Origin of the sequence: Streptococcus sp. 27098_8_82 (genome assembly GCF_041431615.1) — a bacterium.
Lineage (GTDB): Bacteria > Bacillota > Bacilli > Lactobacillales > Streptococcaceae > Streptococcus > Streptococcus sanguinis_K.
Genome location: NZ_JAPVYB010000001.1, coordinates 615,253 through 640,798, shown reverse-complemented (window position 1 = coordinate 640,798; position 25,546 = coordinate 615,253). Strand labels below are relative to the sequence as shown.

Sequence of the window (25,546 nt, the reverse complement as noted above, 5' to 3'; positions counted from 1 at the left end):
CTTTCTTTTTTGATGGTGAAGTAATAATCCAGATATTTGTAACCACGATGGATACATGATATAATTTTGTACATCTATCATAAAAAGGAATGAAAAATGAACAAAAAACTTGCTTTTAAGCTCCTCATTCTGGTTTTAGTGACAATTGCCGGTCTAACAGCTTTTTACAACCATAAAGAAGCCACGGCACTCAATACAAAACAATATGTTCAGTCAACAACGCCGACCTTGTTTTTCCACGGTTTTGGATCCAGCTCTAATGCTGAAAATCATATGACAGAGGCAGCCAAAAAAGCTGGAGTCACTCAGACAATTATCACAGCAAATGTCAGTAAAAACGGGCAAGTAAGCTTATTAGGCGAGATACCAAAAGGTGCTATCAATCCCATTATCAAGGTAAACTATGAAGATAACCGCAATGCCGACTACGCTCAAGATGGCAAATATGCAGCAGCTGTGATTCGCAAGCTAGAAGAAACTTATGGTTTTAAGAAGATGAATCTGGTAGGCCATTCGATGGGAAATATGTCCATCCTCTTTTATATGCTGGAGAACGGTCAGGATGAAAAGCTGCCCGAGCTGCAAAAGCAGGTCAATATTGCCAACCATGTTAATGGTCTGCAAGGAAGAGACTTGCCTGAAGATTTGAGTATCCTAGACGACCAAACTGGCCAGCCTAGTGCTATGAGCCAGACTTATCAAAAACTACTGGGATTACGAGAAGTTTACCCGCAAGAGCAGGTAGATGTCCTTAATATCTACGGCGATTTCAAAAATGAATCCGACGGTTCTGTCCTCAATATTTCTTCCCGCAGCCTCAAATATCTCCTAGTTGAGAATGCTAAATCTTACCAGGAAAAGAAAATTACAGGTCAGTTGGCTCAGCATAGCCAATTGCATGAGAATCCAGAAGTAGACGAGTTATTAATTGACTTCCTTTGGAAAAAGTAGAAAAGAGCAGTCACTTGCTAGCAAATCCAGTGACTGTTTTTTCTTTGAACTTCTTTGAGAAATGTTGTAAAATGTATCTATTATCTCAAGCCCTCAATGGATGAGATAATAATAGCTCCATCATTGCAGCAACTTAACTGAAGCACTCTAAACATCAAAAGGAGCGAAAATCACAAGCTCAAGAAACAGAAATTCGAGTCACTCAGAAAGAAGTTTGCTCTATAAAAAAAGCTATAGAATTTGGGAAACTATAGCGGGAGGAAAAGAGGAAAAAATATGAAATTCAAAAAAACTTTAATGACAGCAGGAGCCTTGCTGGCTACTCTGTTTACTGTATCGACCGCAGCTGCCGATTCAAATGTTCAGAAAGTCATTGATGAGACATACGTGCAGCCCGAGTATGTGCTGGGTTACTCCTTAGATGAGAGCCAAAAACAGCAGACCTTGCAGATGCTGGGCTACAATTCATCCAGCGACAGCAAGCCGCTTAAGACCATGACGCCAGAAGTTTACTCTAAAATCATGGATGTTGCTAACGACCCTAGCCTGCAGCTTTATTCTTCTGTAAAAATCCAGAAGATAGGCGGCAATAAGCCATTAGAGGTCAAAATTGTCACTCCACAAAACATCACTAAGGTTACAGAAGATATGTATCGCAATGCAGCTGTTACTCTGGGTGTTCAGCACGCGCAGATTACCGTTGCAGCACCAATTCCGGTAACAGGTGAGAGCGCCTTGGCAGGGATTTACTACTCTCTAGAGGATAATGGCGCGACCATTCCTCAGGAAAATAAAAATCTAGCACAGGAAGAACTGGCTGCCCTTTCTGGCATCAATGCTGAAAATACAGGTAAGGAAGGCTATGACGCAGACAAGCTCAACGTAGCCTTGGCTGATATCAAAGCGGCTATTGCCAATGCTAAGAAGAACAACAGCAATCTGACAGCAGATGATGTTCGTAAGATTGTTGAAGAAACCTTGAAAAACTACGGTCTGACTCAGTCAGTGACCAGTGACCAAATCAACCTCATCGTGAATTTCGCTGTTAATCTTTCAAACAGTGGAGTCATTACAGATTCTGACTTTACAAAGACACTTAGTGACTTGAAAGACAGCATCGTTTCAAAGGCAGGGGATACTTTTAACAATATTAACCTCAACTTTGATGCAAACGGCCTCCTTCAAGAAGGCGGTAATTTCTTTTCTAATATCTGGAATGCCATTGTCAACTTCTTTAAAGGATTGTTCGGCGGTTAATTTCTAGACATAAAACAAGGCTAGGACATTTTAGTCCTAGCCTTGTTTTATGTCTAGAAATGAAATTTTAATTTAGCTTTTTAAAAAGAAAATACGGAAGAGCAGCAGTAGACAAAGGTGAAGCGGATAAAAAGCATAAAAACCCCACTTTACCCAGGCAGGCGAATAACCGCGCTGGCCGTTATAGGCCTTGAGAAGCGGCAGAGTCAGGAGTAGACCCAACATAGCAGCCGCATCGCAGAGCAGGACAGGATTGGGAACTGTATAAAAGGCCCAAAGATTTATCAGAATAGACACTACCATAAGGGTGAGGATTGGTGTGACAAAGCCGTCTGATTCCTCTCGTTTTTCGTAGAAACCAACGATCGTCAAGATTCCCAAAAAGCCCCAGTCCGATTGCCAAGTCAGAAAAGAGAATGTCAAAATCAAGAGCAAGCGCAGAAAAGAATGCTGAACCTTTTCCAAAAATACTAGCAATAAAAGCCCTAAGAGCAAAGTGTAGAGAATGTTATTATTAACCGTCAATGGTTTGTGGCTTTCAAAAAGATAATAGAATGGTAGAATGGATAGTAACCAAAAAAGAGTTAGACGAAGTGCGTATTTCCCTCTGCTTCGTGTATACTGAAAGCCCTCAACCAGTAAATAAGCCATGATTGGAAAAGTCAGTCGTCCAATTGTTTCAGTCAAGAAATACAAGTAAATATTCTGGTTTTCCAACTCTAGCGTATGTCCCAAATGGTTGATAAGCATAGCAGCAATAGCAATCAATTTCAAATGAAAAGCATCCAGCGATTTTTTCATCTCTAACTCCTTCATCAATATTTTACTAGTCATTATATAAAAAATGGTGTGCGAAGTCAATGCAATCAAAAAGGGCTTTTCGCCCTTTTTGAAGTAAGAATAATATGTTTTTATATTTTTACTCCCACTCTACAGTTGCAGGTGGTTTGCTGGTGATATCGTAGACGATGCGGTTGACGTGATCCACCTCGTTGACGATACGAACAGAGATTTTTTGCAGAACATCCCAAGGAATCTTGGCAAAGTCAGCTGTCATGCCATCAATAGAAGTGATAGCGCGAATCGCAATTGTGTAGTCGTAAGTTCGGCCGTCGCCCATGACACCAACAGATCGGACACCTGTATTAACAGTAAAGTATTGCCAGATGTCGCGGTCAAGACCAGCTTTGGCGATTTCTTCTCGGAGAATAGCGTCAGATTCGCGAACCGTTTCCAATTTTTCCTCAGTGATTTCTCCCATGACACGAATAGCAAGTCCTGGTCCTGGGAATGGCTGGCGCCAGACAATTTCATCAGGCATACCAAGCTCGGTACCCAAAGCACGAACTTCATCCTTATAAAGTGTGTTCAACGGCTCAATCAGCTCAAACTGCATGTCCTCCGGAAGACCACCAACGTTATGGTGAGATTTAATAGTCTGAGCAGTGTCGGTACCGGATTCGATGACATCGGTATAAAGTGTGCCCTGAGCTAAGAATTTTACATCTTTTAGTTTGCTGGCTTCGTCGTCAAAGACATAGACAAACTCGTTTCCGATGATTTTACGTTTTTGTTCTGGATCTGAGACACCAGCTAGTTTATCAAGGAAACGTTTAGCTGCGTCAGCCTTAATGATATTCAAGCCAAATTTACCGCCCAGCATATCCATGACCTGATCTGCTTCGCCTTTACGCAAAAGACCATGATCCACAAAAATACAGATTAGTTGATCGCCGATTGCTTTCTGTAAGAGAACACCGACAACAGAAGAGTCTACACCACCAGAAAGTCCCAACAGAACCTTCTTGTCACCAACGGTTTGGCGGATTTTTTGAATTTCCATGTCAATGAAGTTATCCATAGACCAGTCGCCTTTAGCTCCACAAATATTCAGAGCAAAGTTACGAAGAATATCATAACCAAACTCTGAATGACGAACCTCAGGGTGGAACTGAATGCCGTAGATTTTCTTAGTTGGATTTTCAATGGCTGCAAAAGGACAGTCAGCAGAAGTACCAGTACGGACAAAGTCTGCAGGAATTTCTGTTACTGCATCTCCATGGCTCATAAGAACTAGCTGGCTTTCAGGTGTTCCGTTGAAAAGACTGGAGTTAGCAGTATGTGACAGAGTTGACTGACCATATTCACGATTTCCAGCATGACCAGCAGGGACAACCTTGCCGCCCAGCTTGTGAGTCAAAAGCTGCATACCATAGCAGATTCCTAAAATCGGGATTCCCAACTCAAAAATTTCCGGGTCAATATCAAAAGAGCCGTCTTCATATACAGAATTCGGACCGCCGGAAAGGATAATCCCGACAGGCTGGATAGCACGGACTTCGTCAGCAGTAATCTTGTGGCTCTTGAGCTCAGAAAAAACACCGATTTCACGAATGCGACGTGAAATCAGCTGGTTGTACTGGCTTCCGTAATCAAGCACGATGATCTTTTCGACATCTTGCAATTCAGTTCTAGTTGTCATCTGTTCCCTTTCTTAAAAGAAGTTATCTTTTCCCCTCATTTTATCACAAAAAAGGAATTTTTCCAAGGTAATAAGGAGTAAGAGTGATGAAAAAACGAATATGAGTCTTTATTTGACAAAACTGCTAGAATCGTTAGAAAAGCAAGCGTTTGAGAGCTAATACTTATCATTTAGTTTGACATTTGAAGTATTTGGTACTAAAATAAAGGAAGGTATCAAATAAGAAAGAAGAGTCAACATGTTGCCCGCATATATCAAAATTCATGATCAGATTAAGAAAGACATCGACGATGCCGTTTGGGAGATTGGAGAGCGCCTGCCCAGTGAGCGAGATCTAGCCGAAACCTTTAAGGTCAGCCGTATGACCCTGCGTCAGGCCATTACGCTCTTGGTTGATGAGGGGGTGCTAGAGCGTCGGGTCGGCAGTGGTACCTTCGTAGCCAGCACACGTGTTCAGGAGAAAATGCGCGGCACCACCAGCTTCACGGAAATCATGAAGGCGCAAGGCAAAACGCCATCCAGCCAGCTTATTTCTTATCGGCGTACCCTGCCCAGCGAGCAGGAAGTGGAGAAGCTAGGCATCCATAAGACAGAAAATGTCATTCGGATGGAGCGAGTTCGCTACGCTGACGATTTGCCGGTGGTCTACGAGGTGGCTTCAATTCCAGAGAAGTTCATTAAGAATTTCAAAAAAGAAGAGGTGACCAGTCATTTCTTCCAGACCTTGCAGGAACATGGCTATAAGATTGGCAAGTCCCAGCAGACGATTTATGCTCGGCTGGCTAAGGAAAAAATCGCCAATTACCTTGATATTCCTCGTGGTCATGCCATCTTAGGACTGACTCAGATTTCTTACTTTGACGACGGCACAGCTTTTGAATATGTAAAAAGTCAGTATGTTGGCGATCGTTTTGAATTTTATTTGGAAAACAATTAATTATTGCAAAACTCTTGGTTATCACTAAGAGTTTTTTACTTGTCTTTTACACAGAAGAAAAAGCTGATTGAAGTTTTGCAATCTCACATTTCCAGTGTTTATTTCCCTTGTCAGACTAGAGTTTATCATGCTTTTCTGGTATAATGTTTCTTATGGAAATTGAAAAAACAAACCGAATGAATGCTCTTTTTGAGTTTTATGCGGCGCTTTTGACTGACAAGCAGATGAACTATATTGAACTCTACTATGCAGATGATTACAGCCTGGCTGAGATTGCTGAGGAGTTTGGCGTTAGCCGTCAGGCCGTTTATGATAATATCAAACGGACAGAGAAGATTCTGGAAGACTATGAGAAAAAGCTGCACATGTACTCGGACTACATTGTTAGAAGCCAGATATTTGACCAGATTACAGAGAAATACCCTGACGACAGCTATCTGCAGGAGCAAATTGGGATTCTGTCTGGTATTGACAACCGAGAGTGACCATGCCTAAACAAGTGATATACAAAGGAATGTCTTGTTGGTTGTTAGAGTTGGAAGAATCTTTTCCTGCCAGGGTACAAATCATCTCCCCTGACGATCTTTCTAAGGCAATGCAAGAAGGCTTCAACTGCTGGGGCTACCCAAATGAGATTATGAAAGAAGTCTCTGCTGAGGAATACGCTTGTTTAACTCGTTTTGGAAAATTTCCACTGAATTGATTGAAATAGAAACTAGGAGAAATAAAAAATGGCATTTGAAAGTTTAACAGAACGTTTGCAGAACGTCTTTAAAAATCTACGCAGAAAAGGGAAAATCTCAGAGAGCGATGTCCAGGAAGCAACCAAAGAGATTCGTCTGGCCCTTTTAGAAGCCGATGTTGCTCTGCCGGTTGTCAAAGACTTTATCAAGAAAGTCCGTGAGCGCGCTGTCGGTCATGAGGTTATCGACACCCTCAATCCAGCGCAACAAATCATCAAGATTGTTGACGAAGAGCTGACAACTATTCTGGGTTCTGATACTGCTGAGATTATCAAGTCACCAAAGATTCCAACTATTATCATGATGGTTGGTCTGCAAGGGGCTGGTAAGACCACCTTTGCCGGAAAGCTTGCTAATAAGCTCAAGAAAGAAGAAAATGCTCGTCCTCTCATGATTGCGGCGGATATTTACCGTCCGGCGGCTATTGATCAGCTGAAAACACTTGGACAGCAAATTGATGTACCTGTCTTTGCTCTGGGGACCGAAGTTCCAGCAGTTGAGATTGTCCGTCAGGGTTTGGAGCAAGCCAAAGCAAACCACAATGACTATGTCCTGATTGATACGGCTGGGCGCCTTCAGATTGACGAAAAGCTCATGCAGGAGCTGTCAGATGTCAAAGCGCTGGCTAATCCGAATGAAATCCTCTTGGTTGTCGATGCCATGATTGGTCAGGAAGCGGCTAATGTCGCTCGTGAGTTTAACAGTCAACTGGAAGTGACCGGGGTTATCCTGACTAAGATTGATGGCGATACCCGTGGTGGTGCAGCCCTGTCTGTTCGTCAGATTACTGGTAAGCCTATTAAATTTACTGGTACCGGTGAAAAAATCACTGATATCGAAACCTTCCACCCAGACCGTATGTCTAGCCGGATTCTAGGCATGGGGGACATGCTGACTTTGATTGAAAAAGCCTCTCAAGAATATGATGAGAAAAAATCGCTTGAAATGGCTGAAAAGATGCGGGAAAACACCTTTGATTTCAATGATTTTATTGATCAGTTGGATCAGGTACAAGGCATGGGACCTATGGAAGACTTGCTCAAGCTGATTCCAGGTATGGCCAATAATCCTGCCCTCAAGAATATCAAAGTGGACGAGAAAGAAATTGCCCGCAAGCGCGCTATCGTATCCTCTATGACACCGGCTGAGCGTGAAAATCCTGACTTGCTGAGTCCTAGCCGTCGCCGTCGGATTGCTAATGGTTCAGGTAACAGTTTCGTTGATGTCAATAAATTTATCAAAGACTTCAATCAAGCTAAGCAGATGATGCAGGGCGTTCTGTCAGGCGATATGAGCAAGATGATGAAGCAAATGGGTCTCAATCCAAACAATATGCCTAAGAACATGCCTGGTGGCGGAGGAATTCCCGACATGTCAGCTCTTGAAGGCATGATGGGCCAAGGAAGTATGCCAGATATGTCAGGCTTAGGAGGAGCCGGCATGCCGGATATGAGCCAAATGTTCGGAGGTGGTCTCAAAGGGAAGGCCGGAGAGTTCCTGATGCGCCGCAGCATGAATAAAATGGCCAAGCAAATGAAGAAAAACAAGAAGAAGCGGAAGTAATAACAAAAAAACAAGTCGCATAACTAAGTTTTATGTGGCTTGTTTTTGGAAACATCAGATTCAGATACGGAGACTAGAATGAAGCCTTTTTTGACTCAATTGATTCATCGACTTGCTAAAACCTTTCAAAAATTATTGAATAAGCTGCCTTCCCACCCTATTTCTCATCTACCTGCCAGCAAGGTCGAAATATGTCCCATTATCATGATTCCAGGTAGTTCGGCGACAGAGAATCGATTTAATCGAATGGTTAAAAAGCTCAACCGCAATCAGCATCCACGTCATAGTCTGGTCCGTATTAAAGTATGGAATGACGGACACATGACTTACCGAGGGCATTTGAAGCGCAAGGATAGAAATCCCATTTTTGTGGTTGGCTTTCAAAATAATCGCGATGGTTATGAAAACATCAAGCAGCAGGCGGCCATGTTTGATGCTGCCTTAACTGTTTTGCGAGAGAAGTACTCTTTTGACAGCTTTAAGGCGCTGGGGCATTCTAACGGTGGTCTAGTTTATACAATATTCTTGCAGCAATATCTGGCAAACCACTCTGGGTTAGAGATGGAAAAGCTTCTGACTATCGGCAGTCCTTATAATCTAAACAAGAAAAATCTCGATCATCGAGTCCCGATGTTAGATGACTTTATAGCCAATCAAAGAAAACTGCCTAAGAAGCTGCAGCATTTGTCGATTTTGGGAATCTTTTTCCGAGATGGCGACGGAATTGTCCATAAAAGCAGTGTAGAGGCTGGGAGCTTGATTTACAAAGGAAAGATTGCTTCACACAGAGAGGTAATCATTACAGGCAAGGATGCACACCATTCTTCCTTGCCACAAAATGAACAGGTAGTTGATTTGATTAGGGAGTTTTTATTCTAGCAATTTTTACATAATTTTATTTCAGTAAAAAAATAGAAAGACATTAAAAAATGAAAATGACAGACATTCTTCATAGGTATATGGTGACTTTGATCTGATAAATGAAAAACGGAATGAAGACAATGAAGACTATGAAATCATTTTGATTAAGCCAAAGGATAATCAAGAATACAAAAGATGCCGTTTGGCAAAGAAAACACCTAAAAAAGAAGGCTACTTTACAGTCTTTTGGAAAAAAGACCAAGACAACAAGAATATTCCTTATACTGATAAAGACTTGGGTGACGAACTGGTTATTGTCGTGATCGACGGCTGTCATTAAAGGATTGTAAAGGAAAGATGGCTATGCGGTTTTATCCGTCCTGGTGCAGCAATTTAAATAAAACAGCTGGATTATTTTCAAAAAATCGAATTAGAAGAATAAGTTTTAGGAAAAACAAGACAGAGTTTAGTTTCTCAATTCTGTCTTGTTTTTATTATCTGTTATCTGTTTTGTAGTAAAGTTAGATTACTTACCTCCCTCTATCATCTTTCCGAAAAACTATAATTTTCTTGAAAAATATATCTAGATATGCTATACTACTGTTATAGAAAAAACGGAGAAATGTGATGAGACGTGAACTGTTGTTAGAAAGAATTGATAAACTTAAGGCTACCATGCCCTGGTACATTTTGGAATATTACCAGTCTAAGCTGGCAGTACCTTATAGTTTTACAACCTTATACGAATATCTCAAAGAATATGATCGCTTTTTTAACTGGGTGCTGGAATCTGGCATCACAGACGCTTCGCATATTGCTGAGATTCCTCTCTCGGTCTTGGAAAACATGACCAAGAAAGACATGGAAGCCTTTATTCTTTATCTGCGCGAGCGGCCGCTTCTCAATGCTAATACGACCCAAAACGGTGTTTCCCAGACAACCATCAATCGAACTCTTTCGGCTTTGTCAAGCCTCTACAAATATTTGACTGAGGAAGTTGAAAACGAGCAGGGTGAGCCCTACTTCTATCGAAATGTGATGAAAAAGGTTGCTACTAAGAAGAAAAAGGAAACTCTGGCTGCTCGTGCAGAGAATATTAAGCAGAAGCTCTTTTTAGGGGATGAGACGGAAGGATTTCTCCAGTATATTGATAGGGAGTACCCTAAGAAGCTCTCTAATCGCGCCCTGTCCTCTTTTAACAAGAACAAGGAACGAGATTTAGCCATCATTGCCTTGCTGCTAGCCTCTGGTGTTCGTCTGTCTGAAGCTGTTAATCTAGACCTGAAAGACATTAATCTCAAAATGATGGTCATTGAAGTAACAAGAAAAGGCGGAAAAAGGGACTCTGTCAATGTTGCTGCCTTTGCCATGTCCTATTTAGAAGAGTATTTAAGTATTCGGAGCAAGCGATACAAGGCCGAAAAGACTGATACAGCCTTCTTTTTGACTGAATACCGCGGCAATCCTAATCGAATCGATGCTTCCAGTGTCGAAAAAATGGTGGCCAAGTATTCCGAGGACTTCAAAGTGCGAGTGACTCCTCACAAACTCCGCCATACGCTTGCTACACGCTTATATGATGCAACCAAATCTCAAGTTCTCGTAAGTCATCAGCTAGGGCATGCTAGCACTCAGGTAACGGACCTCTACACCCATATTGTCAATGATGAGCAAAAGAATGCTTTGGATAAATTATAATATTACATAATTTAAAATATGTAACAACAGAGACAGCAATAACAACAAAAGAGCGAAAATCTAGTTTAGATGCTTCGCTCTTTCTTTTATAAAAATTCAATCCAATAGTTCCGATGAGGTTCAATAATAAGCGGTCTGCCCCAGAAGTGCTTGAGATGCTCCAGATTTGCTGCTGTGACAGGTCGATTCTTGGAGTTGTACTTTTCAGCGCTTTCTCTAGTTAGGAAACATTTGACTGCTTCGTAGGAGCCTTCTGCTGTCTCTCTATTCAGCCCTTCGAAGCTAACTTCATCGCCTGGCTGAGGATTATCCGTGAAGAGTTTTCCGATAAAATAGACCGTTTTACTCTTCATCAGATCGTAAGCCTTGATATTCTCTATTCGATTATTAGCTGCTGCAAACATGATACAAAAGCTGTCTACAAGATCCTTCAAGGGCATCAGGTCTTCCTTGGGAACGAAAACATCTACCATGTAGAGCCCGCCAATGACTAGGTTTTGGAAAGAAGGTTGCTGAATAACATTATCCAACGCCATGCCAAGCGGTAATTTCACAGCTTGATAGCCTGATTTTTCAAATTCTTCTTTCTTTTTCTCATAATCTTCTGGAGATATGCTAACATAAAAATTGTCTGGATTAGGAGATGGTTTTTTCTTCAGAAAAGCTACAACTGTGCGGTCCAACTGCTCAAACAGACCAAGGCTTTCTACTGGGACTTTCTGCATCAAGGCACCCCTTTCTCTAATTCCCTATCATTTTATCATATCTGGTAGATAAAGCCTAGAGAAAACTAGCTGGTTAAGGAAACGTAAGAATGTTGTTGATTTGAAATATACTGTTTACATGAAAAACCAAACTCTTCGAGAGCTTGGTTTTCTTTATGTCATATTTTAACCGACGATAGCTTCGGCAATTTCTTCTCTGCTGATTCCAGCAAAGTAGCGGCTAATATCAATCCTTTCAAGAGCTTTCAGAACATCTTCACGTTCGTATTTAACACCGCGCAGCACATCCTCTACTGCTGCTACGTCTTCAATACCAAAGAAGTCTCCATAGATTTTAATATCCTGAATCTTAGATTCAACAACATTGGCAAAGATTTCTACCTTACCGCTGGTAAACTTGGTGCCACGGCGCACATTGTATTCAGGTGATTTACCGTAGTTCCAGTCCCAAGTTCCAAACTTGCTATCTCTGATTTGCTTGATTTCTTCCAGTTCTTTCTCAGAGAAGACATACTCTGTCATTTCTGGATATTCTTTCTTCATATAGTCCAGAAGCAGGTCGCGGAATTCTTCGACAGTAATCTTTTCAGGCAATTCATTGACAATATTTGTCACGCGTGCACGGACAGATTTAACTCCTTTTGATTCGAACTTGTCTTTAGAAACTTTAAGCGCATTGGCCAAGACAGACAAATCAACATCAAAGAGCAGGCAACCATGGTGCATGATACGGCCGTTAATATAAGCCTGCGCATTGCCACAGAACTTCTTACCGTCAATTTCCAGGTCGTTACGGCCGGTGAATTCAGCCTTTACCCCAAGCTCTGCCAAGGTGTTGATAACCGGCGTAGAAAAACTCTTGAAGTCAAAGGCACGATCTTCACTTTCCTTGGAGATAATGGTGTAGTTGAGGTTGTTCAGATCATGATAAACAGCTCCGCCGCCGCTGATACGACGCACGACCTCAATGCCATGCTCACGAACGTAGTCACGGTTGATTTCTTCAATGGTATTTTGGTGACGCCCTACGATGATAGAAGGTTTGTTAATCCAGAGCAGGAAAATTTCATCCTCATCTAAGAGGTGTTTGAAAGCATATTCTTCCAGAGCAATATTAAAAGCTGTATCATTTGAGTAGTTAACAATGTATTTCATAAGCTACCTCTTTATACGATAGAGACTGGAACAATGATTTATGCCCAGTCTAATCTATCTTTTTAATTATTTTTTCTTAGGTGAGTGAACTGCCAAGCCCAGTACATCTGCAAAAGCTTCGTACATGACTTCTGAGAAGGTTGGGTGACCGTGAATAGTCTTAAGCATTTCTTCTACAGTGATTTCCATTTCGATGATGGTGGATGCTTCGTTAATCAATTCTGCCGCCGCAGGACCGATGATATGAACACCGAGCACTTCACCGTACTTCTTGTCAGCAATGACTTTAACGAAACCTTGAGCTGCATCTGAAGCAATGGCGCGGCCGTTAGCAGCGAAGTTGAACTTACCAATCGCTACATCATATTTCTCACGAGCTTGCTCTTCTGTCAAACCAACTGCTGCTACTTCTGGCAGTGTGTAGATAGCTGCAGGCGTCAGATTGAGTTTAGCAACATGGTGATTACCTTTCAGAGCATTTTCAGCAGCAACTTCACCCATACGGAAGGCTGCATGAGCCAGCATCTTAGTACCATTGATATCACCTGGTGCGTAAATACCTGGAACAGAAGTTTCCATGTACTCATTAACCTTGATACGGCCACGATCCAGTTCGAACTCAACCTCGCCAATACCTTCTAGGTCTGGCACACGTCCGATAGATAGCAGAGCCTTATCTGCAACAATATCTTCTTTTCCTTCTACCTTGATACGAAGTTTTCCATTTTCTTCGATGATTTCTTCTAACTTAGTTTCAGTCAGGATTGTCATGCCCTTGCGCTCCAAGATGAGGCGAAGGTTTTTAGAAACTTCCGCATCCATAGCGGGTACGATGCGGTCCATCATTTCGATAACAGTGACTTTTGAGCCAAATGTCATGAAGGCTTGTCCAAGCTCAATACCGACAACACCACCACCGATAATTACCAGATTTTCTGGCACTTCGTTCATTTCCAGAATATCATCGCTGGTCATAACTAGAGATGATTCCATTCCTGGGACATTGATCTTGCTGACTTTTGAACCACCAGCAAGGATAATCTTCTTCGTTTCTAGCAGCTCGCTGCCGTTTACAAGAACATTCTTGTCTTTAGTAATGGTACCAATTCCCTTATGAACATCTACGCCATAGCTGCGAAGAAGGCCAGCAACACCGCCAACAAGCGTATTAACAACCTTGTTTTTGGTTTCCAAAACCTTGTCCATGTCCACTGAGAAGCTTGGATTTTCGATAATGATACCGCGGTTAGCAGCGTGGCCAAGGCTTTCAATGATTTCAGCATTGTGCAGGTAAGTCTTAGTAGGGATACAGCCACGGTTCAGGCAGGTTCCGCCGAGCTCAGACTTCTCAACCAAGGCAATCTTGCCACCCAGCTGGGCTGCTTTGATAGCCGCTACATAACCTGCAGGTCCGCCACCGATAACAACGATATCGTAAGCATCATCACTCTTATCATCATCTGTACTTACTGCCGCTGTTGTAGGAGCTGGTGCTTCCGCAGGAGCAGAGCCGCCAGCGGTTGGGATGTTTTCTCCTTCTTCTCCCAAGTAACCGATGACTTCCGTTATTGGAACAGTTTCTCCGTCACCTTTGAGAATAGCAATCAGATAGCCATCTTCTTCGGCTTCCAATTCCATGCTGACCTTGTCAGTCATGATTTCCAGAAGGATTTCCCCTTCTTTGACAAATTCGCCGACTTTCTTATTCCATTGGACAATTTGCCCTTCGGTCATATCCACGCCGGCTTTTGGCATAATTACTTCTAAAGCCATTTTTCTTTCCTTTTCTAATTTAATTTTTCACTTGCTGAGTCTTTCGTTTCTTTACTTTTTAAACTAGCAAAGAAAATCTTATACCAACATTGAAATTGGGTCTTCAATCAAAGCCTTCAAGTCCTTCATAAACTTAGCTCCAGCCATTCCGTCAACTACACGGTGGTCAATGGTCAAGCCAAGACTCATAATTGGACGGATAACAATTTCGCCATTAACAACGACAGGTTTTTCCACTGTTGAGCTCACACCTAAGATAGCAGAGTTAGGCTGGTTGATGATGGGCCCAAAGGACTGAACGCCAAACATACCCAAGTTACTGATTGTGAAAGTTGAGTTTTGCAGCTCGCTTGGAGCTAACTTGCCTTCCAAAGTACGTCCGATAACATCTTTAAAGGCTACCACAAGCTCTGATAAAGTCATTTTCTCTGCATTGTAGACAACTGGTGTCATCAGGCCGTTATCCATACCGACTGCCATTGAAAGGTTGACATAGTTGTGAGTGATAATGGTCTTGCCATCCTCTGTCAAGGTCGAATTGAGATAAGGATGTTTCATCAAAGTCTTCACAACAGCCAGCGAAAGCAGGTCTGTGACAGTTACTTTCTTGCCAGTGGCTTCCATGATTGGATCCAGCACTTTTTTACGCAAGGCCAGCATTTCTGTCATATCAACATCATAGTTGAGGGTGAAAGTTGGCGCAGTTAGGTAAGATTCTACCATCCGCTGAGCAATGACCTTCCGCATTGGTGTCATTGGAATACGCTCAATTTCACCGTAAGGAGTGACATTATCAGGCACTTCTTCTACTTTTTCAATTTGAGCAGGAGATTTGATTGTATCGCTCTCAACATTCTCAGGCAAGAAAGCAAGAACATCTTTCTTCATAATCTTGCCACGATGGCCAGTTCCTTGAATCTCTTGCCAAGCAATATTGTGTTCTTGGGCAATTCGTTTTGCCAGTGGTGAAATACGCACCACGTTTGTATCTTTATAAGTTTCCACGTCTTCTTTGTGGACACGACCGTTTGCGCCTGAGCCAGAAACATCATAGAGGTTGATTCCCAAATCATCCGCTAACTTTCTAGCTGCAGGAGTCGCTCTTAGCTTATCATCAGCCATGACCTCTCCAATTCTAATTATGATACTAAGGGCGTAAAAAGCGACTGAAAAATAGGAAATCGACGCAGGCTTCGATGAAGCCAAGGAGATTTATCTTTTTTCCGAGCTTTTAGCCCGAGTTCGAATATAAGATATTAAGGACGCAGAGGACAATGAAAAAATAGGAGATTGATGCTGTGTTCGATGAACACAAGGAAATCTATCTTTTTTTCGCAGTCCTCCGTCCGAATTCAATTACATGATACTAAGGCGTTAAAAATCATAGCGAAAATAGAAAACTTAACGAAGAAATTTTCGTTTCTAGAAAAGTTTATCTTTTTCACACAGACTTTAGCCCATGTTCAACTCTACAAGGAACTTGGATACAAACGTATCTCAAGTTACTAGGGTTGCCGCTATCGGCAATCAACCTTGTAGGCTTACTAATTCGCTCATCAGATAAAATCGATCCGAATAACGATTGTCTGCAATTAGTAAAATTTTAGCTACTTTGACCCTCTACACAAGATTAGATTACATAAAATAATTTATGTAATCTAATTCATGAGAAAGCCTTTTCTTTATTATACCTTATTCTTTATGATATGTCTTCCGAATAGCGTCTTTGATGCTTTCAACGGTCGGAATCATCGCATTTTCCAAGTTTTGTGCATAAGGCATTGGCACATCTTTACCTGCACAACGGCGGATTGGCGCATCTAGATAGTCAAATGCTTCTGACTCAGAAATAATCGCTGAAATTTCACCAATGAAACCGCTAGTTTTGTGGGCATCATTAACCAAAACGACCTTCCCAGTCTTCTTAACAGAGTTGATGATAATATCCTTATCAAGTGGCACCAATGTACGTGGGTCAACCACTTCTACAGAGATACCTTCTTCTGCTAATTCTTCAGCCGCCTGCATGACACGGCGAAGCATTTTTCCGTAGGTAACAACTGTTACATCGGTACCTTCTTTTTTGATTTCGCCAACACCGAGTGGGATCACATACTCAGGATCTAGTGGCACTTCGCCTTTTTGGTTAAATTCAGACTTATATTCCAGGATAATGACTGGGTTGTTGTCTCGGATAGAAGCCTTAAGGAGCCCCTTCATATCAGCAGGAGTTCCTGGAGCGACTACCTTAAGTCCTGGAATGTGGGTAAACCAAGATTCCAAAGACTGCGAGTGCTGAGCTGCAGAACCAACTCCATTACCTGCCGCACAACGGACAGTCATTGGCACCCGCCCTTTTCCGCCAAACATATAGCGCGTTTTAGCGGCTTGGTTTACAATAGCATCCATGGCAATTACAGAGAAGTCCATAAAGGTCATGTCTACGATTGGACGCAGCCCTGTCATAGCTGCTCCAGCTGCTGCTCCAGAAATAGCTGCTTCCGAAATCGGACAGTCACGTACACGCTCTGGACCGAACTCTTCCAGCATACCAACAGATGTTCCGAAATCTCCACCAAAGACTCCGACATCTTCTCCCATCAAGAGTACATTTTCATCGCGACGCATTTCCTCAGACATAGCGAGGATAATGGTGTCACGAAAAGACATAGTTTTAGTTTCCATTTTCTTTTTCTCCTCTCTTTAGTCTGCGTAAATATCTTCAAAAGCAGATTCAAGCGGTGGGAATGGACTTTCTTCTGCAAACTTCACAGATGCTTCTACTGCTTCTTTGACTCCAGCTTGGATAGCTTCCAGCTCTTCCTCGCTTGCAATCTTGTTTTCCAGCAAGTATTTACGAAGATTTTCGATTGGATCTTTTTTCTTCCATTCTTCTACTTCTTCACGAGTACGGTATTTACCTGGGTCAGAAGAAGAGTGTCCCAACCAACGATAAGTGACGCTCTCAATCAAGACAGGTCCTTTACCGCTGCGAACATGCTCTACAGCTTTTTGGAAGCCTTCATAAACATCCAGAACATTATTTCCATCTTCGATGAACATACCTGGAATGCCATAAGCTGCGCTGCGCTCGTGGATGTGCTCTACATTGGTCATTTTCTTGATGTCGGCAGAAATACCATAGCCGTTATTGATGCAATAGAAAATTACTGGTAGATTCCAGATAGAAGCCATGTTGACTGCTTCGTGGAAGACACCTTCGTTGGTAGCCCCGTCACCAAAAAAGCAGACAACAATCTTACCTGTCTTCTGCATTTGCTGGGTCAGAGCTGCTCCGACAGCAATTCCCATGCCACCACCTACGATACCATTAGCACCAAGATTTCCAGCATCTAGGTCCGCAATGTGCATAGAGCCGCCTTTTCCTTTACAGGTTCCAGTGTATTTACCAAGGATTTCAGCCATCATTTCGTTGAGGTTGATTCCTTTGGCGATAGCTTGACCGTGTCCCCGGTGATTAGAAGTCAGCAAATCATCCTCATTTAAGGCCAGCATAGCACCGACATTGGCTGCTTCCTCACCTACCGAGAAGTGAGTCATCCCAGGAACCTTTCCTTTTTTTACAAGTTGAGCAATTTTTAAGTCCATGCGACGGATTTCTTCCATCTTACGGAACATCTCTAACAAAAGATCTTTATCTAAAGTTGCCATTTTTTTGCCTTTCTAAGCATAATTCTTCTATTTAATTCTATCTAAAGCTGTAAGCACTGTCAAAACTTTTGCTCACTTACATTTCACAAAGAAAAACCAGTCAATCCATTGGATAAACTGGTTTTCGATACCAAAATAGAAATTTCACAAACTTTTTGTGCTAGAGTAGTTTTTACTATTTTGAAACTGTTATACGAAAATAATAGCAGAGCATGCTTTTGATTAGTCCGCCTGTTTAGCAAAATCTGCAATCATCTGCTCCATCTGCTCACGGCTTGGTGTTGTTAGCATATAGAGGTAGTCACCTTGCAGCTCTGCAAAAGCGGCTGGCATGTCTTTTTTAACCTTGAAATTATCTCTGTATTTCTCCAGCAAGTCAGCCTCAGGGTAAGCATAGTTTGTCGATGCACGGCGCGAGGTTGCCAAACAATACAGCGGCTCCATGTGGGCAGCTGGGGAAGGCTCTCCTGCTACAATCGCTGCATAGCCTCTGTAAAGATCGATTGAGTGGGCGAAATTATAGACATCAATGGTAAAGCCACCTGCTGGACGGTTATTGTACTCAATGGCTACATAATCATCACCCTCGCGGAAGAACTCAATATGGAAAAAGCGTTCTTTCATGCCGAAAATTTTAACAATCGCTTCTCCATAAGCACGCAGTTTTGGATCCATATCCTTGAGAACGTAATAGGAATTGTCCATCTTATAGATCATCAAATCCAGTGGTGTATGGGCATAGTCAAAGGTGGTTGAAAAGACGATCTGACCGTCCTTATCTACCAAACCATCAAAGGTACAAATCTCGCCAGACTGGACAAACTTTTCAAAGAAATAAGCTGTCTGGTGATCCCATTCTTGCTTGAATCGTTCGACATCTTCTGCTGTTTCTAGCTTAAAGGTCGCAGCTGCTCCCACTCCGTTATCAGGCTTGGCAATCAAAGGCAGACCGAGTTTCTTGACAGCCAAATCTGCCCCAGCTTCTGTGTTGACAATCTGACCTGGAACGACTGGAACACCTGCTTTTTTAAAGAGTTTTTTCATCTCTGATTTGAACTTGGTCTTTTTCAAGTCTTTTGGTTTTGCTCCAAAGACATTAAATTGCTCGCGCAACTCTGCGTCCAGTTCTAGCCAGTATTCATTATGAGACTCAATCCGATCGATAGGTCCATGCTTGTAGAAGAGAAAGGCAACAGCTCTTTTCACTTCGTCAAGATTTTCAAGATTTTCTACTCTGAAGTATTCAGTCAATGAATCCTTCAAAGGCTGGTCTAGCTGGTCATAAGGCTCCTGACCGATTCCCAGAACAGTGATTCCTTTGTTAACCAGCTCCACTGTAAACTGCTGAAAATTTTGCGGATAGTAGGGAGAAATAACGATATAATTCATAGGAAACCTCCTTTAAAGATTGAGTTCATTAAGGAAATAAGGCATTTGCTTACGCCACCAAATCCAGTCATGGGAAACATCATGGCCCCATTCAGCAAACCAAGCTGGAATATTCTTATGCTCAAAAGCTTCTTTCAGCGTGTAGAAGGAAGGAAGGCCATCCTGCTCCCAGTCGCCCAAGCCAGTACAAACGATAATATCAGCCTGTCGATAGCGGTCAATAAACCAGCCATCATTTTGGTTCCAGATATAGTCAGCTGGTGAGTTTTGATAAATGACTTCGTCATTCAAATTGTCACCGACAAAGAAACGTGCATCATAGACACCACTGAGGGCAATCACTTTATTGAAAACATCCGGATGCTGCAGGAAGAAATTAAGGGCATGATAAGCACCCATAGAGCAGCCTGTCGTCATCATAGGGTCAAACCAACCTGTCTTATGCTTGACGAAAGGAATCGCCTCTTCAATGACATAACGCTCATAGGCACGATGCATTTCTGCTCGGTCGTGTGGGTGCTTCCAGTCCGCCAACCAACTCTCGCTATCAACGCTGCTGAGAGTGAAAAACTGGACTTTACCAGCCTCAATAAAACCTGCACAGGCTTCAATCATGCCAAAATCAGCATACTCATTATGGCTGCCGCCTGATGATGCGAAGACTATAATCGGGAGTCCAGCATGTCCATAGCGATTGACATACATTTCACGGCCTAGATTGCCGCTCCAATGACTTAAAAATTCTACATGCATAGTTTCTACCTCTTTCTCACTGTTTGACTAGATTACCATTTCTCGCTGATAAAACGGAAACAGTCTGGCAAGTGCTCTGCCCAAGCGATTTCATTATGAATAGCTCCAGACTGGATCTTAATCTGAATATTGGACAAATCGACTCCAGATACAAGTAACTGTCGGAAATAGCTGAGCGATGAATCAATATAGGCCTGCTTGATGTTACCAGCCATCAATGTCTTATCTGTATCATCAGCCTCTTCCGTCCCAACATAAATGAAAACTCGCTGGTCAGTTTGAAGCGTCTTTCTCTCAATATAACGGTCAAAGGCTTCCTGATGCAGCCAATTTGCTGATGAAAAGATGCCCAGACAACCAATCTGATCTTGGTATTCAACACCGATAAACTGGCTAATATTTCCCCCAAGAGAGGAACCAATCATAGCTGTATGCAGCCGATCCGACTTGGTCCGATAATGCTGGTCAATGAAAGGCTTGACGACTTCCATGACAAACTCCGCATACTCCGTTCCCTTGCCGCCAAACTGAATACCGGGAATATTGGACTCTTGGAACTTCCAAGCTGAATACTCATTCATCCGCCGTTGGCCATCGTTATCAATAGCCACGACAATCATTTTTTCAATATCAGGATTACGCTTGATTGTCGGAATCACCTTCCACGAATGGCCGCTGAAAGACTCCTTGCTATAGAGAACGTTTTGGCCGTCGTGAAAATAAACGACTGGATACGTCTTATTTGTGTCCTGGCTATAGTTTTTTGGAAGTAAGACGCGGACACGGCGTTTTTGCTTGGTATAAGGAACGACTAACTCATGTGTTTTCATTTCAAGATAAAAATAGGATTTATTCATTTTCAGAAAACTTTCTATTTTCAAAATTTTTATTTATTATATCACAAATTAAGCAAAAAAGTTAGGGATTTCCTAACTTTTTAATGATTTTTATTAGATAATGATAGAAAATAGATTATTTATCCAAATAAGGCTGTAAATCCTGCAAGGCGCGCTCAGCAATTTTATTCTGCTGCTTTTTGAGCCAATCGCAAGTAATCCGTCAAATGCTTGTTTTCTATATCTTCAAGCGTATGTAATTTCAAATGGCGACGGCCTTTACCCTTGCCTTCCAGCAAACCGTATGGGTCTGCCATCTCGGCGCCACGACCAAATTCCACAGTTACATGCTGCTTATAAACAAAAATGCCACAAAACGGTTCGGGGGCGGCAAACAAAATACCGCCATATTTCACTTCTTCGACTACCGTATCTGACAGTTGCCGTATTTTCGTGCGCACACTATTGGCGATTTCATACAAGGCAGGATTATTAATTAGCCAATCATCCAGCAGATTTTTTACTTTTTGGTTCATGGTCTCCTCCTAATTTGAGATTGTAGGTTGGTCATTGATGTCCGATTTCCAAATTTTTTATTTATTAAAGCACAAAATCAAGAAAAATTCAAGAAAATCCTAACTTTTTTTAAATTTCTTGATAAAATTGTAAGTCTTTTAATGCTCGCTCGGCGATTTTTTCGTAACGTTCTTTTTTATCACGAATGCGCGGACCTTCCAATTCTTTGATAATCCCAAAATTGACATTCATGGGTTGGAAATGCTTGCTGTCAGCATGGGTAACATAATGTGGTAGGCTGCCGATAGCTGTTGTTTCTGGAAAAACAAGTGCTTCTTCTCCCTTGAAGAGTCGAGCGGCATTGATACCAGCAACCAGACCAGAAGCTGCAGACTCAACATAGCCTTCGACGCCAGTCATTTGACCTGCAAAGAAAAGATTTGGCTGTTTCTTAGAGCGGAAAGTCTGTTCCAGCAGATTTGGAGAGTCCGTATAGGAGTTTCGATGCATGACGCCATAACGTACAAATTCTGCATTTTCAAGGCCGGGAATCATCTGAAAGACTCGCTTTTGCTCGCCCCACTTGAGATGAGTTTGGAAGCCGACAATGTTGTAAAGACTACCTGCTGCATTGTCCTGACGAAGCTGCACCACAGCGTATGGCGTCTTATATTCACCATCTCGAGGTCCTTGGTAGTCATCTGGATATTCTAAACCAACCGGCTTCATCGGTCCATAAAGCATGGTTTTAATGCCTCGCTTGGCCATAACTTCAATAGGCATGCAGCCTTCAAAGTATTTTTCTTTTTCAAAGGAATTAAGCGGTGCTTCTTCGGCATTGACCAAAGCATCATGGAAATCCATAAATTCTTGCTTGGTCATGGGTGCATTGAGATAGGCTGCTTCTCCCTTATCATAGCGGGATTTGAGATAGACCTTGGTCATATCAATAGTATTGACATCAACAATCGGCGCTGCTGCGTCGTAGAAATAAAAACCGTCACCTCCATTGAGCGCGTGGATTTTTTCTGCTAAAGCATCACTGGTCAAGGGTCCCGTAGCAATGACTGTGATGGCATCCTCTGGAATTTCTGTGATTTCTTCGCGAATGACCTCAATCAATGGATGGTTAGTCACTAGCTCCGTCACCAGCTGCGAAAAGCCTTCTCTATCAACAGCTAGAGCACCACCAGCGGGCACTCGAGTCGCTTCTGCTGACTTTAAAATAACCGAGTCCAACCGTCGCATTTCTTCCTTGAGCAGACCGACTGCATTGGTCAGCGCATCTCCTCGCAAAGAGTTAGAGCAAACCAGTTCTGCAAAGTCCACAGTTTTGTGTTGAGGAGTTGATTTAACACCCCGCATTTCATAGAGTTTGACTGGGATGCCACGCTTGGCAATCTGGTAAGCTGCTTCACTGCCAGCCAAACCAGCACCGATAACATTGATATAGGATGATGACATGATACTCTCCCTTGGATATTTCTAGATTTTCACTCTGACCATTATAACAAAAAGATAGTAAAAAAGACAGACAGGAGAATTCCCGTCTGTCCGTCATTTTGTCATTTTTTCCAAATAAGCAATCTTAGCAAAATCCTTATGATTGTTATTATCATTTCGGTAAGAATCTTGTGAAGAAGCACGGTAGATAGCCAAAAACTGCTCCGCAGTCGGCAGTAGAAATTCAACACCTTCAACTTCTTTTCGAGTTAGCTTCTCTAACGGCACACCTGAAAATGCCTCTAAGGTTTCCATGACCCCAAATTCAATAGATAAGCTTTCTTTTTGAAATTCATGCTCGTGCAGATCGACCAAACGATAGCCCAAACGTTCCATCATTGGCTCAATCTTATCCATATCATAAATACGCTCTTCATCTGGTGCTTCCCAGCCACGCTCATCACCATGAACATGAATATCAATATCCCGCGCCTGCCAGTCCTGACCAGTAACCTGATCCAGCCCCAAGGAGCCCATTAGCAATGGAACAATTCCCATCTTATTAAGTTGAGACGCGATTTTTAGAAATTCTGCAAATTTATCTGTCATAAAACTGCACCTCTTCTTTAGAAAAATATTTTACGTAATATAAATTATGTAAAATTATCTACTTCACTTTTTCTTCTTCGTAATCGCCATTGCTGCAGACCACTTGCTTGCCGCCACCGCGTACTTTCTTTTCAATCAGGTAATGGTCACATTTTGGACAGTTACGTCCAACCGGCTTGTCCCAAGATGTGAAATCACAGTCTGGATAACGATCACATCCATAAAAAATGCGATTTCGCTTAGTCTTACGCTCGATAACTTGACCTTTTTGGCACTGTGGGCAGGTCACGCCAATTTCCTTGACAATAGCCTGAGTGTGACGACAGTCTGGGAAATTGCTGCAGGCATAGAACTTGCCAAATCTACCCAATTTGATGACCATGGGACTGCCACAGACCTCACAGTCAAAACCAGCCGGTTCATCCTTGATTTGGATTTTCTCCATTTCGGTCTCGGCTTTAGCCACTTCTTTCTCGAAAGGTCGATAAAACTCGTCAATGATCTTTTGCCACTGTTCTTTTCCGACTTCTACATCATCCAGTTTTGCTTCCATTTCGGCTGTAAATTTCACATTTACGATGCCTGGGAAGAATTCGACAATCAATGAATTGACAATCTCACCTAATTCCGTCGGCTCAAAGCGCTTGGAAACCAGCTTAACGTAATAACGTTTCTGAATAGTCTCAATGGTCGGAGCATAGGTAGATGGTCGACCAACACCATTTTCTTCTAAAGTCTTGATGAGAGTCGCTTCAGAATAACGTGCAGGTGGCTGGGTAAAGTGCTGTTCTGGATTGGTATTAACACGTTTGACGGTATCACTCTTTTCCATGTCCGGCAGCATTTTATTCTTGTCAGAGTCGTTGTAAATAGCCAGATAGCCATCAAACTTGACCTGACTGCCATTGGCAGCAAATTGGACACCATTTTGCCCCAGCTTGACATTCATAGTATCAAAGACTGCTGCTGTCATTTGGCTGGCTACAAAGCGGTTCCAAATCAGCGTATAGAGCTTAAGTTGATCCTTATCCAGATACTTTGCGATGCTCTCTGGAGTATTGAAAATGCTGGAAGGTCGAATGGCCTCATGAGCATCTTGAGCGCCAGAAGCGTTCTTAGCCTTGCTGCCATGTTTGGAATATTTAGCACCAAATTTATCCGTGATAAAGCTTGCTGCTTCATTCTGCGCTACTGGACTGATACGAGTTGAGTCGGTACGCATATACGTAATCAGACCTTGTACGCCAGAACCGATGTTAATCCCTTCATAGAGCTGCTGAGCCACCATCATGGTCTTACGAGTCCGGAAATTAATCTTATTAGCAGCATCCTGCTGCATAGAGGAAGTCGTGTAGGGCAGCGGAGCATTGCGTCGACGCTCTTTCTTTTCGACACTGTCGACTGTAAAGTCATCACCCTTGAGGTGAGACAGGGCTTCTTTGACCTCATCGTTGTTAGTCAGCTTCATCTTTTTGCCATTCATACCATAGAAGCTGGCCTGGAACTGACGGGTTCCTTTCTTGAAGGTTCCGTTAATTGTCCAGTATTCTTCTGGTTTGAAGGCATTAATTTCATTTTCCCGGTCGATAATCAGCTTGAGAGCGACAGACTGCACCCGACCAGCTGACAGACCTTTCTTGACTTTCTTCCAGAGAATAGGAGAAATGGAATAACCAACCAAGCGGTCCAGAACTCGGCGAGCCTGCTGGGCATCGACCAGATCCATATCAATCTGGCGCGGCTCTTTAAAAGCATTCTTGACTGCATCTTTGGTGATTTCATTAAAGACGACGCGGTTTTTCTCTTTCTCATCCAGATTCAGAATGTGAGCCAGATGCCAAGAAATAGCTTCTCCTTCGCGGTCCGGGTCACTTGCCAGAAAGACTTGCTTAGCTTTCTTCGCTTCTTTTTTCAAGTCATTAATCAAGGGACCCTTACCACGAATATTGATGTATTGCGGCTCATAGTTGTTCTCAAAATCAATAGACATAGTAGACTTTTTCAGGTCACGAATATGCCCGACACTGGCTAGAACCTTATAATTTCGTCCCAGATATTTTTCTATTGTTTTTGCCTTAGCAGGCGACTCTACGATGACAAGATTTTTCTTGGTCGTAGACTTTTTCTTTGCTTTTGTTACCAATTTAGACACCTTCTATAAGAAATAAATCTCATAGAGTTTA

23 protein-coding genes and 1 pseudogene are annotated in these 25,546 nt (G+C 42.4%); 9 read left to right on the top strand and 15 right to left on the bottom strand.

Annotated elements, in window-relative coordinates; translation table 11 throughout:
* Positions 1-96 precede the first annotated feature (96 nt).
* Both O3627_RS03155 and O3627_RS03150 read left to right on the top strand, forming a co-directional pair.
* A complete protein-coding gene (locus O3627_RS03155) occupies positions 97-951 on the top strand; it encodes an alpha/beta hydrolase (protein WP_125382227.1) in 855 nt (284 codons plus the stop codon).
* Between the two features lie 276 nt (positions 952-1,227).
* Positions 1,228-2,208 carry a DUF1002 domain-containing protein gene (locus O3627_RS03150; RefSeq protein WP_125382228.1) on the top strand — a complete coding sequence of 327 codons (981 nt, stop codon included), beginning with the start codon at positions 1,228-1,230 and terminating at the stop codon, positions 2,206-2,208.
* Between the two features lie 72 nt (positions 2,209-2,280).
* On the opposite strand, the gene O3627_RS03145 is transcribed toward O3627_RS03150, so the two are convergent.
* Together O3627_RS03145 and guaA are read right to left on the bottom strand one after the other, a co-directional pair.
* The gene (locus O3627_RS03145; RefSeq protein WP_002895510.1) at positions 2,281-3,042 is read right to left on the bottom strand and encodes a TraX family protein; all 762 of its coding nucleotides are present in this window, start codon (positions 3,040-3,042) and stop codon (positions 2,281-2,283) included.
* Between the two features lie 85 nt (positions 3,043-3,127).
* The gene (guaA, locus tag O3627_RS03140) at positions 3,128-4,690 is read right to left on the bottom strand and encodes a glutamine-hydrolyzing GMP synthase (protein WP_125382229.1); all 1,563 of its coding nucleotides are present in this window, start codon (positions 4,688-4,690) and stop codon (positions 3,128-3,130) included.
* A gap of 238 nt (positions 4,691-4,928) precedes the next feature.
* Here guaA and O3627_RS03135 point away from each other — a divergent pair, with 238 nt between their 5' ends.
* From O3627_RS03135 to xerS, 7 genes and pseudogenes are all read left to right on the top strand, one after another.
* Positions 4,929-5,627, top strand: a complete 699-nt coding sequence (locus tag O3627_RS03135) for a GntR family transcriptional regulator (RefSeq protein ID WP_002895508.1) — start codon at positions 4,929-4,931, stop codon at positions 5,625-5,627.
* Positions 5,628-5,779: 152 nt separating this feature from the next.
* Positions 5,780-6,112 (top strand): putative DNA-binding protein, encoded by a 333-nt coding sequence (locus O3627_RS03130; RefSeq protein ID WP_032907526.1) that lies wholly within the window; start codon positions 5,780-5,782, stop codon positions 6,110-6,112.
* A gap of 2 nt (positions 6,113-6,114) precedes the next feature.
* Entirely contained in the window at positions 6,115-6,330 is a 216-nt protein-coding gene (locus tag O3627_RS03125; RefSeq protein WP_125382231.1) for a 2-oxoglutarate:acceptor oxidoreductase, read from the top strand.
* A gap of 28 nt (positions 6,331-6,358) precedes the next feature.
* On the top strand, positions 6,359-7,933 hold the full coding sequence (ffh, locus tag O3627_RS03120; protein ID WP_002895504.1) for a signal recognition particle protein: 1,575 nt from the start codon (positions 6,359-6,361) through the stop codon (positions 7,931-7,933).
* A gap of 78 nt (positions 7,934-8,011) precedes the next feature.
* Complete coding sequence (locus O3627_RS03115) at positions 8,012-8,812, top strand: alpha/beta hydrolase (protein ID WP_002904481.1); 801 nt, start codon at positions 8,012-8,014, stop codon at positions 8,810-8,812.
* Between the two features lie 50 nt (positions 8,813-8,862).
* Positions 8,863-9,236 (top strand): annotated as a pseudogene (locus O3627_RS03110) (MepB family protein).
* A 185-nt stretch (positions 9,237-9,421) separates the two neighbouring features.
* A complete protein-coding gene (gene xerS / locus O3627_RS03105; RefSeq protein WP_371621282.1) occupies positions 9,422-10,492 on the top strand; it encodes a tyrosine recombinase XerS in 1,071 nt (356 codons plus the stop codon).
* An 86-nt stretch (positions 10,493-10,578) separates the two neighbouring features.
* Here xerS and O3627_RS03100 read toward each other — a convergent pair whose 3' ends face one another.
* The 13 genes from O3627_RS03100 to topA all read right to left on the bottom strand — a co-directional run bounded on the left by O3627_RS03100 (position 10,579) and on the right by topA (position 25,515).
* Positions 10,579-11,217, bottom strand: a complete 639-nt coding sequence (locus O3627_RS03100; RefSeq protein ID WP_002921210.1) for a hypothetical protein — start codon at positions 11,215-11,217, stop codon at positions 10,579-10,581.
* A gap of 165 nt (positions 11,218-11,382) precedes the next feature.
* Positions 11,383-12,372 carry a lipoate--protein ligase gene (locus O3627_RS03095; RefSeq protein ID WP_002921209.1) on the bottom strand — a complete coding sequence of 330 codons (990 nt, stop codon included), beginning with the start codon at positions 12,370-12,372 and terminating at the stop codon, positions 11,383-11,385.
* 66 nt (positions 12,373-12,438) lie between these two features.
* A complete protein-coding gene (gene lpdA, locus O3627_RS03090; protein ID WP_371621281.1) occupies positions 12,439-14,145 on the bottom strand; it encodes a dihydrolipoyl dehydrogenase in 1,707 nt (568 codons plus the stop codon).
* A 78-nt stretch (positions 14,146-14,223) separates the two neighbouring features.
* Positions 14,224-15,267 carry a dihydrolipoamide acetyltransferase gene (locus O3627_RS03085; RefSeq protein WP_002906569.1) on the bottom strand — a complete coding sequence of 348 codons (1,044 nt, stop codon included), beginning with the start codon at positions 15,265-15,267 and terminating at the stop codon, positions 14,224-14,226.
* Between the two features lie 570 nt (positions 15,268-15,837).
* On the bottom strand, positions 15,838-16,830 hold the full coding sequence (locus tag O3627_RS03080) for an alpha-ketoacid dehydrogenase subunit beta (protein WP_371621280.1): 993 nt from the start codon (positions 16,828-16,830) through the stop codon (positions 15,838-15,840).
* 18 nt (positions 16,831-16,848) lie between these two features.
* Positions 16,849-17,817 (bottom strand): thiamine pyrophosphate-dependent dehydrogenase E1 component subunit alpha, encoded by a 969-nt coding sequence (locus O3627_RS03075; protein WP_002906568.1) that lies wholly within the window; start codon positions 17,815-17,817, stop codon positions 16,849-16,851.
* 222 nt (positions 17,818-18,039) lie between these two features.
* A complete protein-coding gene (locus tag O3627_RS03070; RefSeq protein WP_343091747.1) occupies positions 18,040-19,206 on the bottom strand; it encodes an ATP-grasp domain-containing protein in 1,167 nt (388 codons plus the stop codon).
* 12 nt (positions 19,207-19,218) lie between these two features.
* Entirely contained in the window at positions 19,219-19,959 is a 741-nt protein-coding gene (locus O3627_RS03065) for an esterase family protein (protein WP_009660368.1), read from the bottom strand.
* A 32-nt stretch (positions 19,960-19,991) separates the two neighbouring features.
* Positions 19,992-20,816: an alpha/beta hydrolase gene (locus O3627_RS03060; protein ID WP_343091749.1), complete on the bottom strand. Its 825-nt coding sequence runs from the start codon at positions 20,814-20,816 to the stop codon at positions 19,992-19,994.
* Between the two features lie 164 nt (positions 20,817-20,980).
* On the bottom strand, positions 20,981-21,331 hold the full coding sequence (locus O3627_RS03055) for a DUF1801 domain-containing protein (RefSeq protein WP_002906562.1): 351 nt from the start codon (positions 21,329-21,331) through the stop codon (positions 20,981-20,983).
* A 109-nt stretch (positions 21,332-21,440) separates the two neighbouring features.
* Positions 21,441-22,775, bottom strand: coding sequence for a methylenetetrahydrofolate--tRNA-(uracil(54)-C(5))-methyltransferase (FADH(2)-oxidizing) TrmFO (gene trmFO, locus O3627_RS03050; RefSeq protein ID WP_125382235.1), 1,335 nt, complete (start codon positions 22,773-22,775; stop codon positions 21,441-21,443).
* A gap of 93 nt (positions 22,776-22,868) precedes the next feature.
* Positions 22,869-23,363 (bottom strand): phosphoribosylanthranilate isomerase, encoded by a 495-nt coding sequence (locus tag O3627_RS03045; RefSeq protein ID WP_125382236.1) that lies wholly within the window; start codon positions 23,361-23,363, stop codon positions 22,869-22,871.
* Between the two features lie 58 nt (positions 23,364-23,421).
* The gene (gene topA, locus O3627_RS03040; RefSeq protein WP_125382238.1) at positions 23,422-25,515 is read right to left on the bottom strand and encodes a type I DNA topoisomerase; all 2,094 of its coding nucleotides are present in this window, start codon (positions 25,513-25,515) and stop codon (positions 23,422-23,424) included.
* Between the last annotated feature and the right edge of the window lie 31 nt (positions 25,516-25,546).